At 43.0% G+C, this 12,725-nt stretch carries 12 protein-coding genes; 5 read left to right on the top strand and 7 right to left on the bottom strand.

Going from position 1 to position 12,725, the window contains the following annotated elements; translation table 11 throughout:
* Nucleotides 1-5: 5 nt before the first annotated feature.
* Nucleotides 6-314: a hypothetical protein gene (locus J2T13_RS07110; protein WP_429369709.1), complete on the bottom strand. Its 309-nt coding sequence runs from the start codon at nucleotides 312-314 to the stop codon at nucleotides 6-8.
* 141 nt (nucleotides 315-455) lie between these two features.
* On the opposite strand from J2T13_RS07110, the gene J2T13_RS07115 reads away from it, so the two are divergent.
* The gene (locus J2T13_RS07115) at nucleotides 456-1,694 is read left to right on the top strand and encodes a serpin family protein (RefSeq protein WP_429369711.1); all 1,239 of its coding nucleotides are present in this window, start codon (nucleotides 456-458) and stop codon (nucleotides 1,692-1,694) included.
* Between the two features lie 107 nt (nucleotides 1,695-1,801).
* Nucleotides 1,802-2,131: a DUF4190 domain-containing protein gene (locus J2T13_RS07120; RefSeq protein WP_429369713.1), complete on the top strand. Its 330-nt coding sequence runs from the start codon at nucleotides 1,802-1,804 to the stop codon at nucleotides 2,129-2,131.
* A 183-nt stretch (nucleotides 2,132-2,314) separates the two neighbouring features.
* On the opposite strand, the gene J2T13_RS07125 is transcribed toward J2T13_RS07120, so the two are convergent.
* Entirely contained in the window at nucleotides 2,315-4,264 is a 1,950-nt protein-coding gene (locus J2T13_RS07125; protein WP_429369715.1) for an ATP-dependent DNA helicase, read from the bottom strand.
* Between the two features lie 287 nt (nucleotides 4,265-4,551).
* On the opposite strand from J2T13_RS07125, the gene J2T13_RS07130 reads away from it, so the two are divergent.
* Nucleotides 4,552-5,160, top strand: coding sequence for a DedA family protein (locus tag J2T13_RS07130; RefSeq protein WP_429369717.1), 609 nt, complete (start codon nucleotides 4,552-4,554; stop codon nucleotides 5,158-5,160).
* Nucleotides 5,161-5,430: 270 nt separating this feature from the next.
* Here J2T13_RS07130 and cobA read toward each other — a convergent pair whose 3' ends face one another.
* Genes cobA through nirB form a run of 4 tightly spaced genes read right to left on the bottom strand, consistent with a single transcriptional unit; the run spans nucleotide 5,431 to nucleotide 9,852 of the window.
* Nucleotides 5,431-6,195 carry a uroporphyrinogen-III C-methyltransferase gene (cobA, locus tag J2T13_RS07135; protein ID WP_429369817.1) on the bottom strand — a complete coding sequence of 255 codons (765 nt, stop codon included), beginning with the start codon at nucleotides 6,193-6,195 and terminating at the stop codon, nucleotides 5,431-5,433.
* A 2-nt stretch (nucleotides 6,196-6,197) separates the two neighbouring features.
* Nucleotides 6,198-7,076 carry a formate/nitrite transporter family protein gene (locus J2T13_RS07140; RefSeq protein WP_429369718.1) on the bottom strand — a complete coding sequence of 293 codons (879 nt, stop codon included), beginning with the start codon at nucleotides 7,074-7,076 and terminating at the stop codon, nucleotides 6,198-6,200.
* A gap of 18 nt (nucleotides 7,077-7,094) precedes the next feature.
* Entirely contained in the window at nucleotides 7,095-7,406 is a 312-nt protein-coding gene (gene nirD, locus J2T13_RS07145) for a nitrite reductase small subunit NirD (RefSeq protein WP_429369819.1), read from the bottom strand.
* A 13-nt stretch (nucleotides 7,407-7,419) separates the two neighbouring features.
* Nucleotides 7,420-9,852 (bottom strand): nitrite reductase large subunit NirB, encoded by a 2,433-nt coding sequence (nirB, locus tag J2T13_RS07150; protein WP_429369720.1) that lies wholly within the window; start codon nucleotides 9,850-9,852, stop codon nucleotides 7,420-7,422.
* Between the two features lie 497 nt (nucleotides 9,853-10,349).
* On the opposite strand from nirB, the gene J2T13_RS07155 reads away from it, so the two are divergent.
* Entirely contained in the window at nucleotides 10,350-10,955 is a 606-nt protein-coding gene (locus J2T13_RS07155) for an ANTAR domain-containing response regulator (RefSeq protein WP_429369722.1), read from the top strand.
* 23 nt (nucleotides 10,956-10,978) lie between these two features.
* Complete coding sequence (locus J2T13_RS07160) at nucleotides 10,979-12,043, top strand: anthranilate phosphoribosyltransferase (RefSeq protein WP_429369820.1); 1,065 nt, start codon at nucleotides 10,979-10,981, stop codon at nucleotides 12,041-12,043.
* Nucleotides 12,044-12,218: 175 nt separating this feature from the next.
* Here J2T13_RS07160 and J2T13_RS07165 read toward each other — a convergent pair whose 3' ends face one another.
* The gene (locus J2T13_RS07165) at nucleotides 12,219-12,692 is read right to left on the bottom strand and encodes a DinB family protein (RefSeq protein ID WP_429369724.1); all 474 of its coding nucleotides are present in this window, start codon (nucleotides 12,690-12,692) and stop codon (nucleotides 12,219-12,221) included.
* Nucleotides 12,693-12,725: the final 33 nt, after the last annotated feature.

Raw genomic sequence — 12,725 nt, forward strand, 5'->3', positions numbered from 1 at the left:
TTTATCTACAACTTTTGCAGCGCTGTTGCTATCGATTCACCAAACTTCGTCTGATTGGCATGATCTAAATTTTCATGATGCCAATAGAGTATAAGCACATTCTGCTGTTCATAAATGTTTGGTATCTGCATATTATATTTTTCCTTCTGAGTATTGAAATCTTCCAGACCTTCTTTACGTGCTGATTCTGACTCATAAACGTAAATAGAAATAAACTCTGGATATGCGTTATCTTCCGTGGGTCGACTTACAGAGTACCTATGAGGTTGAACATGATTCAGCACCCAATCCTTATGCTCTTCCTTTGGAAACATTTCAATACCCTCTGCTTCAAATGCTTCTAGGCTACGCCTTCAATTGAAGAATCTAATATTTCTTGTTTCATGCAACATCCCTTCTGTTTAATTCGTTTAATAACTAACAATATATAGTGTTAATATAAGGAGTTGTCTTCTTTGCATAAATTACGGGTTCTTATCTGTCTGCTAGCGCTTATATTGCCGGCATGTTCAGTAACTAGTCAAGCTTCACCAGCGTTGTCATCGGAAGAGAGACAGCATACTGCGAGTCTTATTAATCCTCAAATTATACAAGCAGAGAATTCATTGGGCTTACAACTTCATCGTCAACTTGTTGAGAGTGGAACAGGTGAGAATGTGATGATTTCTCCTTATAGCATTTCTACTGCTCTAGCACTCGCCTATAACGGGAGCGCTGGAGAGACCGCGTCAGAAATGACAAAGACGCTAGGTTGGGATGATATAACTTTAGAAGATTTGAACGAACATAATGAACAATTAAGAAAGCTACTCTCCGACTCGGATGATGGCATCGAACTAAATATAGCGAATTCAGTCTGGGTGAAAGAAGGGACGGAATTCAAACAGCCTTTTCTACGTGCTAGTAAAGATAGCTATAATGCTGACATCTACTCCTTGAAATTAAGCAATACCAAAACCATGGATAAAATTAATAATTGGGTGAAGCAGCATACGAATAATAAAATCACTCAGATTCTTGCTAACCCCCTAAGTCCATTAACCGAGTCAGTTCTGATCAATGCGATCTACTTCAATGGAACTTGGGAACATTCCTTCTCCGAAGATAACACACAGGAAGAATCATTCGTCCTTACGGATGGATCTACCCAACAAGTTCAAATGATGCGGCAAACCTACTCCTTTCCGTACGCTGAGACTGAAGATTGGCAATCCATTAGACTCCCTTATGGAGACGGACGAATGTCCATGCTCATTATTCTCCCAAGTGAGCAATCCTCACTGGGTGAGCTTCAACAGGAACTCTGGAAAGATCCTTCGCCTTGGCAACAAACCTTTGATGAGAATACTGTAAACATCGGTCTACCCCGCTTCCAAATTGAATATAAACAGCAATTAAAGACAGTGTTACAGAATATAGGGATGAAGTTAGCGTTCCAACCCGAAGTAGCCGATTTCTCACGAATGTCTAATGAACGTCAACTTTATATCAGTTCGATCATGCATGAAACATTACTAGAAGTGAATGAAAAAGGAGCAGAGGCTGCTGCAGTAACGAGTATACTCGTAGACGCAGGCTCCTCCTCCGCTCCACCAGAACCTGTAAATATGACCCTCAATCGACCGTTCTTTTTCGCCATTGAAGATACACAGAGTAAGGCTTGGTTATTTCTAGGTTCGGTTACGCAACCCTAGTCGGTTGTGCATGGTAAATTCCTCTTCATAAGTAATCTGTGGTAATTATAGGTATATTTGAGTATACTTAGACCTACAATAACCATCACAAAAGGAGGATTTATCCTGTGAATCAACTTTCCAACGATTTAACTGGGCCCTATAATAACTATCCACCACCTCTGCCACCTGCGAAAACAAACGGCAAATCCATCACCGCGCTCGTACTTGGCGTATTATCCATTATTCTTCCTTACATTGGTTTGCTTATAGGAATCATGGCTATTATCTTCGCCAGTCTCTCGCTCAAAGAACTTAAATACAAGAATGAACAAGGACGTGGTTTGGCAGTAGCTGGTCTTGTATGTGGAATTGTGGGCACTGCACTCTATGCTATTATTATTACGTTTATCATCGTAATGCTTCTTGTTTTCTCTTCTGAATCTTTATATTATTGATAACTACTAGCTACTCCTATACTTCAAATTCATAACGACCTACATACATAAAAACCTTAATCCATCATTTTTGATGAATTAAGGTTTTTATCTGTTTATATTGGAGATATCAATTGATTATCAAGCTACTGTTGGATACAAGCTCTGTCGCAGCTTCACTCAACATCCATCCATCTACCTATCTTATAACGTCTCTTGTAGCGCAACACCTTCGGGCATCACCGACAGAACATGCTCTCGCACGGCAGCATTCTGCTGTAATTCTTCGCAAAGGATAGCAATAATACCTTGATCGCTACTTGAGCGAATGAGGCGACCGATTCCTTGACGTAAACGTAGCAACATGTGCGGAAGATCGACTTCTTCAAAAGGTGATGCTGAAGCATTCCGTTTCGCCATGAACACGGGATCTTGAGGAGGAAATGGCAATGACCATATAATGACATTGGATAAAGAGGGACCCGGTACATCAAGCCCTTCCCATAGGCTAACCGCACATAGCACACTCGCTTCGTCCCGTTGGAAGGCCGATATAAGATAACTGATCTCTTGATCTCCTTCGTAATAAAAGGTCATGGACGCATGACGCTTATCCTTAGAAATCTGCTGCTTGAATTGCTGTAACTCCTCATGGGTACGGAACAAAATTAAAGCTCGCCCATTTGTACGTTCCAGCAATTGACCTGCAATCTCCATTTTCCCGGCAAATATCTCTCCGCTCGCCAATTTCGGTGCAAAGGCCTTCATTTGATGTTCATAATCATATGGTGAATTCACAGAGAAGGATAGATAGGACTCCAGCCCAAGACTATCCGCCACATAATCGAATGAACCATCCACAGATAACGTTGCAGAAGAGAAGATAATCGGCATCTTTGTACTGAACACTCGTTCTTGCAATACTTCTTTAACGGTCTTCGGCATAATGGATAACGTCAATCCATCTTCACTGTCCGTTGCCCAGCAGATGAGAGCTTCCGAATTCTCAAACAACCCTAACGCCTTCTGCATCATCTCGATATGTTCCTCGACAATCCGTAACTGATAATCATCCAGTGTATACAGTTCACTCTCAAATACCAGTTCTTCTTCGATCGCAGTTAATATACTCCGGAAACGGTGAACTTCTCGTAGAAGCTGATCATTGAGATGAATATGCTTTCGATCCGAACCCGGAATACTTTCACTTTGTTGACCCAATACGTCAAACATGATTTCACTTTGTTCAATTGCTTCATCTATAAGTACAGCCAACGGTTCTCTCACTGTCCCATGTAATAAGCGTAAGATTAGCTCTTCAAATACCACGTGCTTCATCTTATATCCAAGCGCCTTCATCGCGGCTGATTCAAGTAGATGACCTTCATCAAATACAACAGCACAATGATCTGGAAGAAGGGGCAACTGTCCCTCGCGCTTTCTTCCTTCGAATGTCCACACATGCTCCATATAGTAATCATGCGAGCATATAATTAAGTCTGTTGAGTGTCGATAGTACTCTCTGGAAAGTGTCTGCCCACAGCGATGCCGACGATCACATGTGAAACAATCCTGAAAAGTATCCCAGTTAATCTTATGCCACTGCTCATCATTCAGATGAGGATAGTTCTTACGATCTCCATAGGCATGAAATTTCTGCATGGGTTCAGGGGTATGAACAAAATCAGGTAAGTTCTCATATAAATCTTCCCACTGCGCCCCTAGTTCATCGGAGAATCTAGCTTGATCTAGCTTCACTAGACACACATATTGATCAGGTGATTTACCTAGTCTGGCATCAATGGCTAGACTAAGGTGCTGAGCTAACTTTGCAATATCACCTTCTGGCTTCACCAGCTGTTCAATAAGCGACTCATCCGCACAGGCAATAATCGCCGGCTTACGAGTGTAACGGGCATAACAAATAGAATATAGTAAATAGACCAATGTCTTCCCGGTCCCAACGCCTGCTTCTGCAAAAATAGCCTTCTTCTCAGCAAAAGCACGTTCCAATTGAAACGCCATATATATCTGTTCATCGCGAACTTCAAAGCCCGCTGCTGGCAATAAATCATAGAATACATCTGCCACCCAATCCCCCACTTGCGGAATAAAGGGCTTGGAAGGATCATGCTCGAAAGGATAACGCTCCACTATATTGTTTACCTCCATGAAGTCATATGACAATAACGCCCAGTACACATTGTATGAGCTAACATTTAATTATGTCATAGAAAATTAATAAAAGCAAACATTGTATTTCTGTGCGTACCACCAATGTAGAGATCATTCGTTACCCGATTCTATGTATCACAAATGGATAAGCGTAAATTTTCACTTCGTAATCATTTCGGTTATACTAGCTTGAAGCAGCAAATAAGGTAGAACAGTAAAAACTATCTATTATATCTTACTATCACATTACTTGGAGGATCTACCACGTGGAAAATTGGATAGCTAGTTTCATGGAGCAATTTGGATATTGGGGTGTTTTCCTGTTAATCGCCTTGGAAAATATATTCCCTCCGATTCCATCTGAAGTCATTCTAACCTTCGGTGGATTTATGACGACCTATACGAATCTGACGGTTCCAGGCGTTATTATGATGGCAACGCTGGGATCCATTATTGGCGCCGTTATATTATATGGTGTTGGTTATCTGATCAATGTGGATCGGCTGGAGAAGATCATCGATCGTTGGGGACGGTATCTTCGTGTGAAGAAAGAGGATATCCGTAAAGCTGATGGCTGGTTCGAGCGTTATGGCTACTGGACCGTTTTCTTTTGCCGGATGATCCCTTTAGTTCGCAGTCTTATTTCAATCCCTGCAGGCATGGCTAAAATGAAATTCGGACTATTTCTACTTTATACGATGATGGGAACTTTAATCTGGAATATCATTCTCGTCTCGGTCGGTGCTGCTGTTGGGGACAATTGGGACAAAGTCGTAGCGTTTATGGATGTGTATTCTAATATTGCCTATGCAGTTATCGGCCTTGGAATCATTGTTGCACTATTCTTGTGGATACGAAGCAGAAAAAAAACCTGACCCTCTACGGCTAGGAATATAGCAAACTAAAGGGACTCATCCTATGGTCAGTACATTGACCTTCTAGGACAGTCCCTTTACTTCATTAGAGGCATCTCACAGACAAGGGATTGAACAATCCATCCTCCACACAATCCATGAGCTAATATTTCACTCCATTATAAAGAGAGAGTAATTACACTATAGGTGCGTGTTCCAAAAGTTGACTAGGCCTCTTGATATGCTTCGTGATCAAAAGATGACTTTCCGAACAACCTCTACAGGGTTTCGCTACCCTATTTGTGCAACAGGAGGTCTCTCTAATGATGCTAGTTGTTCTTGAATGTTCACAACTTCACCGATAATAATAAGAGCAGGATTCTGCAATTGGACCGCAACAGCGAGCTTGTGTATATCTGCCAACGTCCCGGTGAACGTACGTTCTTTCTTTGTCGTACCTTGCTCAACGAGTGCGACGGGTGTAGACGCGTCCTTCCCGAACTTCAACAATTGTTCACGTATGAATCCTAACTCACTGACTCCCATATAAATGACTAACGTATCCACACTATGTGCAAGCAAGTCCCACCTAACCCTGGATTGTTCCCCATGACACCTAGTTCCGGTCACACAAGCGAACGAAGCGGCATATCCACGATGAGTCAACGGTATCCCCGCCGAAGCGGCAGCGCCGATGGCCGAGGTAATCCCGGGCACAATCTCGTACGGAATACCATATGCAGCCAATTCGAGTGCTTCCTCTCCACCACGTCCAAAGACGAAGGGGTCTCCCCCCTTCAAACGAACCACGTTTCGCCCTGCTAATGCGTACGAAACCAACGCAGCATTAATCTCTTGTTGAGACATAGCATGAAAGCCTGGCTTCTTACCACAATATACAAGGAGTGTACGAGGACCCGCATGGAGAAGTATTTCTTCATTTACAAGCCGATCATATAGGATAACATCAGCCGTCTCTATCCGTTTTAGTGCCTTGATCGTAAGCAATTCCGGATCCCCCGGTCCTGCTCCAACAATACTGACCATCCCCATTATACTCATAAGCTCTCCTCCATGGTTTTAGGTAGCATTGCCCTATTCTCTACACGACGGTCGTCTTCATGAATACTGGCAGTAGCCAGCCGTCTGCTACTCACTTTCTTCTGCGACATATAGATAAGTAAACCTGTAAATACTGCGCCACCAAAGAAGTTCCCAATCAGAACTGGAATCTGATTCCAGATCCACCAATCGGCCATACTGACATCTGCTCCTAACATCATCCCAGCCGGAATGACGAACATGTTCACCACAGCATGCTCAAATCCTTGAGCAAAGAAGATCAGGATCGGCAGCCACATCGCTATAATTTTCCCAGAGGTAGAGCGAGATGTCATCGCCATTACCACACCCAACGTAACCATCCAATTACACAATATAGCCTTGATCGTGACAAGCGCCATACCTTCCCATCCCATACTTTTGTAACCTAACGTCTTCGTTTCACTCAATTGTATTAAGGTCTGAATCATAGGGTTGCTCATATCCGTACCCATCTTCGTTATCGTTAGCCCATACAATGCTGCATATACTGCGCAACCGATCAGATGACCCGCGATGACCCAACCGAAATTGGTCAGCATTCGCCGTACAGATGTTTTACCTTCTAGCACAGTCAGCGGAATGAGCGCAAAACTCCCTGTAACCAGCTCTAATCCAAGCAAGATGATGATTACGAAACCTACTGGAAATACAAGCGCACCCACAATTCCAAGCGATGTCTGAGCAGTAGCCGTAAAGGCTAGCGTTGTCGCAAAGGCCAGAATAGCCCCGCCCAAGAACCCTCGAATAAGCATTTGAAGCTTACTCAAATTCGCCTTCGTTGACCCTGTCTCAATCATCGTATCCAACACTTCTGCCGGCTTCACATAATCCATCTTTAACGCCCCCGCCTCCTATATGCTGATATAAACAGAACCGCTGGTACCATCTACTTCGGTTTCATAAGTTGTGATACATCCATCATCTGGTTTATGCACTTGCCCACTGGACAGATCAATCTTCCAATCATGCAGAGGACAGTGTACCGATGAGCCACACACCATACCCTCTGACAACCGACCACCCTTATGAGGGCAGCGATTCTCCACCGCCTTCACCGTTCCATCACTAAGACGAAACACAGCGACCTCTGTATCATTTACTTGAAACGTACGCGATCCCTTTCGATCGATATCTGTTATGATTCCCACCTGTATTTTCGCCATCATTGTTCTCCCCCTACCTATTTACGATCTGTATATCAGACAAAGGTTCAAAGTTTTTACGGAGTTCATCATTCTGGATAATTTCTTTCCAAGGATCTTTCGTATAACTTAACGTCTCCTCAATTCGATCAACAAGAGCTCTACGATCATCACCATTGTCTAGCGCTTCTATAATAGAAGGAAGGCCTACTCGTTCAATCCAGCTCGCTGTTCGTTCATTCCAGTTCGCATTCTCACGATAATATTGCAGATAACCCGCTGCCCACTCTTCCACTTCATCCTCCGTCTTTACCGTACACAATAGTTCTGATGCCCTAACCTTAACCCCGGCATTCCCACCAACGTAGATTTCCCAACCCCCATCGATCGCCACTACCCCTAGATCTTTAACGGTTGCTTCCGCACAATTTCGAGGGCATCCAGAAACAGCAAGCTTCACTTTAGCCGGCGTATTAATTCGCTCAAAGGCCTTCTCTAGGCGAATTCCCATACCGATTGCATCCTGTGTACCGAATCGACAGAACGTAGACCCAACGCAGGTCTTCACTGTACGAAGCGCTTTACCATATCCATGACCGGAAGGCATATCAAGCTCTTCCCAAATGCCTGGCAGGTCCTCCTTCTTCACACCGAACAGATCCAATCGTTGACCCCCTGTGAACTTCACTAAAGGAACATTGTATTTCTCAGCCACCATTGCGATCTTCTTCAGTTCAGCTGGCGATGTCACCCCACCATATATTCGTGGAATAACAGAATAGGTGCCATCTTTCTGAATATTCGCATGATACCGTTCGTTTGCAAACCGTGATTCCTTCTCATCCGTATATTCAGCCGGCCACAGCATCCCTAGATAGTAGTTCAATGCAGGACGGCATTTGGAACAACCCTCAGGTTCACGCCAATCAAGCACATTCATAACTTCCTTCACGCTCATTAAGTGCATCGCCTTCATACTCTCAACAATCTCATCTCTGCCTAGACTTGTGCATCCGCAGATCCCTTCTTTTACCGGCTCACCGAGCACATCACCTGCATACAGTTGTAGTAAAGTCTCCACTTGGGGTTTACACCCTCCACAAGAGCCCGTAGCTTTCGTACACATCTTGATCTCACCAACACTTGCACATCCATTACCGATAGCTTCTACAATCGCCCCTTTGGAAACACCATTACAGCCGCATATGATTTCATCATTGGCCATATTCTCAAGCCTACTCGCCACTGAAACTCCTGACTTCCCAGCCGAGAAACCAAGCAACAACTCCTTTTCCCTACCCGCAATTGACTCTCCACTCTTTATTAAGGAGAACAGGGATGCTCCATCCGATGTATCGCCGAACAGCACAGCTCCGATCATTCGATCATCTTGAAGGACAATTTTCTTATACACGCCATCTATATCATCTTGATACCGCAATGAACGCGTGCTCGGTTCATCTTTGAAATAGCCTGCGGAGAAAACATCCACACCTGATACCTTTAACTTAGTCGAGGTGACGGAACCCGCGTAACCCGCAGTCTCGACTCCTACCAGCCTCTTCGCTAAGACCATACCTTGTTCATATAGTGGCGCTACCAGCCCATATGCAATCCCCCGATGCTCAGCACACTCACCTACTGCATAGACCCCTTTTATGCTAGTCTCCAAGAAATCATTCACGATAATCCCACGATTCACTTCAATACCTGCACGTTTGGCTAATTCAATGTTCGGTTTAATCCCAACTGCCATAACCACAAGGTCAGCGTCAATTTCACTTCCATCAGCAAAAGTTATTCCTTGTGTACGTTGTTTACCTACAATGCTAGCGGTTTGCTTCTCCAGCAGAAACTTCATTCCCTGCTGTTCTAGCTCTCTTTGTAGCATCATCGATGCTGACTCATCCAGTTGACGCTCCATCAGATATTTATGGATATGAATAACGTTAACATCCATTCCCAGATGAAGAAGTCCCCTAGCTGCCTCTAAACCAAGTAATCCACCACCAATAACCGCTGCCTTCTTATATGTCTTGGATGCTTCCATCATAATCTGACAGTCTTTAATATCTCGAAATCCGATGACTCCCTCTTTATTCGCTCCCGGAAGTGGAAGCATGAATGGATTAGAACCCATAGCTAATATCAAGATGTCGTACTCCACTTCAATACCCAACTCAGAGGTCACTCTACGATTCACAGTATCAATTTTCTTAACTGCATCTCCCGTATATAGCCGAATATTGTTCTCTTCATACCAATCCCAGTCATTGATGATGATGTCCTGCATATCCGCTCCACCCGCTAGTACGGAGGATAACATGATCCGATTATAGTTAGGATGAGGTTCAGCCCCAAATACTGTTATTTCATATGCATCTGTAGATAGCTTCAACACATGCTCTATTGTTCGCATACCCGCCATACCATTGCCGATTAACACCATTTTTTTCGTTTGACTCATATCGGTCTCTCCCCTCAGAATAAACATAAAAAGACCTGCTGCGCTCAAGGAAAAGAAAACATTCCCTACATAAGCGAAGACAGGCCTCATTGCCGCTTCTATACGAATACGTCGGTGTATTCGTGAAAGATATGGAATTACTATTTGATGAGACTAACTATATAAGACGTTGTCACATATGTCAATATACTTAACATAAATTAAATTAAAAATAACTTTTTAAGTAAAAAAAGAACATATATGTATCATTACATGACATGTGTTATAATCTAATTCTTACCAATAGTTAAAATTTAAGGTACCCATTCACAGTGAATCACACAAAATGATTTGGAATATCCTTTTGTGAAACGTATTCGGGTATTATATTATCAATCAAGCATCATACATTCCAGAAAATTTGTATACTATAATATAATTTTATCATGTTAGGTTTACTACCCTTTCAATTTATCTTATTAACACTATTCTGTTTGTATAGGAGGGATCACCGATCGATGCGTTTCTTATTGGTTATTCATGAATCGTCTTATACTACCCACGCCACTCAGGATCGGCTATCTCCCTCTTTAGAAATTCAGCCTGAAACCCTTCTAGAATGTAACGGTTACCAGGTATTTACTTCTTGTGAAGAAAATAATATCCAACAAGTTATTCAAGAGGTAGATGCTGCCGTCTTAAACTTACCCCTTGCAGATATTAATGCATGGGAGGTTCTTCTTAAACAATGGAGAAACCTTCCCCTTCTCTGGTGGTGTAGCACAACTTCTGCAACGTCCTCCATCTCATCATGTGAAGCAGACGTGAATATCGACGGTATACTCACGCCCAGCATGAGCGAACAAGAGCTACACTGGGCACTTCACTTCGGCGCTAAGCAATTCTATGCGCGACAACATTGGCACGATGAACGTTTACAACTATTAACCCGCATCGAAGAGCGTAAATGGATTGATATGGCTAAGCAGATTCTAAGTGATATGAACCGGATATCAGAGGCAGAGGCTTATGATATTCTCCGCAAGCGAGCTATGAACGAGCGTAAACGGATGGTTGATATTTCTACCTCAATCGTTAAAGCACATCAGACTTTAAAAGCGTAGTTACGAAGGAGGGCTTCAGAGTGATGATAAACATATTAAAAGAAGTAGCCCGAGGAAAACGTGGCGCTCGTGATTTGAATGATGAAGAAGCACTGACAGCAGCCGAAGCGATTATAGGAAATAATGCGTCTCCTGCACAAATGGGTGCATTCTTTACTGCTGAACGTATCAAAACAGAAAGTGTGGAGGAGTTAGAGGCTTTTGTGTCTGTCTGCCGTAAATATGCCAATCGCACACCGATTCAGAGTGGAATTGACTTTGCAGGTCCTTATGACGGCAGAAAGTCATCCTTCATCGCCACATTTGCTACTGCTTTCTTACTAGGAGCTGCAGGACTTCCGGTCACCATGCATGGCACGCATTCGCTCCCTCCCAAATGGGGCGTAACTCTTCTTGATCTACTCCATGAGATTGGTATTCAGGAGGAACAGTTGACGAGTGAGCATGCCATCCGAATAGCGCGTCTTACAGGTATATTGTGTGTATCTTCTGAGCAGTGGTGTCCACCACTCAGAGAACTGCGAAAGATCCGAGAGGAATTAGGCATGCGAACGATCTTAAATACCGTGGAAAAACTGATTGATTATAGCCATTCCCCCTACCTTGTATATGGTGTTTTTCATAATACGGTATTTGAGCGTATGGCGAAATTAATACACAAATTGGACTATAAGCAAGCAATAATTGTACAGGGTGCTGAAGGGTCTGAAGACTTATTCATTGATCGGCCTACGCGCACTTATATCGTGGAGAACAACCAATTCAGAATGCAGGTTATCGATCCTGAAACATACGGTCTTGATACCCTCGTCCCCGAGGTCACATGGAGTGCTACTGAACAATTGCGGGTAACGGAAGAGGTGCTGCGTGGGGAGTCTCATATGGCCTTCTATAATCAGGTGTTATTAAACGGTGCCGTAAGACTTCATCTTGCTCAGCGTGTGAACTCAATAGAAGAAGGAGTCTATACGTGCAAATCACTTCTAGACAATGGGTCTGCTTGGGCAACCTATCTTAAATGGCGTGAGGCTATGCTCGATCATAAGGAACATCCTATACCACAAGATATAAACCCTGTAAGGTTGTAATCACCGTACCTATATATCCATAAAATTAAGCCTAAATTTAATGAAAGCACTCACATACAGTGTAAAAAAAAGTGCGCTACCCTGCCTCGTAGCGCATTTATCATGATTGCGACTCTAAATCGACATACCCTAACCTCTTCATCGCTATCATGTCTATCTCCAAGAGAAAGATCTACTAGTCAAACAATATAATCTTAGGTTCCCGTATGTTCTGCGTTAACAGGCTATATAATTGACCTCGATGATGATATACATGACACAATATCTCTAATAACCATTCATATCTACTATAGGAAACTCCCCAGTAAGAGATGGTTACTTCATGAAGTTCTTGCTGGCTATAGTTAGAATAGTTCCGCACCAAAAAATCATAATTAGTAGGTAAAGCTTCTCTAATGTCATGAATCGTTACAGGTTCATTATTACTATAGAATTCAGCCATTACTACTTCGGTTGCTCCATTGGCAATCCAATAATCTGCCTTACATATCACCGCAATATGACTTAGTATCTCTCCTAGAGACCGCTTGTTCACGATGGGTCTAATGGAGAGTTCTTCTTCTGTAAATTGATCACACAGTTGAATTAAAGACTTTATCGCGATATTTAATTGATTGAAAATAGGTTCTAGCATCTTGTCCTCTCTCATATCTACCCTCCTTTAACTTGATTCCACTTTCAC

This window comes from Paenibacillus sp. DS2015 (assembly GCF_050433705.1).
Taxonomy (GTDB): Bacteria; Bacillota; Bacilli; order Paenibacillales; family Paenibacillaceae; genus Paenibacillus_AQ.

Bases quoted from the DNA above. Each gene is read 5' to 3' on its own strand.
- J2T13_RS07110 (WP_429369709.1), bottom strand. From the start codon at position 314: ATGTTTCCAAAGGAAGAGCATAAGGATTGGGTGCTGAATCATGTTCAA.
- J2T13_RS07140 (WP_429369718.1), bottom strand. From the start codon at position 7,076: ATGGATTATGTGAAGCCGGCAGAAGTGTTGGATACGATGATTGAGACA.
- nirD (WP_429369819.1), bottom strand. From the start codon at position 7,406: ATGGCGAAAATACAGGTGGGAATCATAACAGATATCGATCGAAAGGGA.
- nirB (WP_429369720.1), bottom strand. From the start codon at position 9,852: ATGAGTCAAACGAAAAAAATGGTGTTAATCGGCAATGGTATGGCGGGT.
- J2T13_RS07155 (WP_429369722.1), top strand. From the start codon at position 10,350: ATGCGTTTCTTATTGGTTATTCATGAATCGTCTTATACTACCCACGCC.
- J2T13_RS07160 (WP_429369820.1), top strand. From the start codon at position 10,979: ATGATAAACATATTAAAAGAAGTAGCCCGAGGAAAACGTGGCGCTCGT.
- J2T13_RS07165 (WP_429369724.1), bottom strand. From the start codon at position 12,692: ATGAGAGAGGACAAGATGCTAGAACCTATTTTCAATCAATTAAATATC.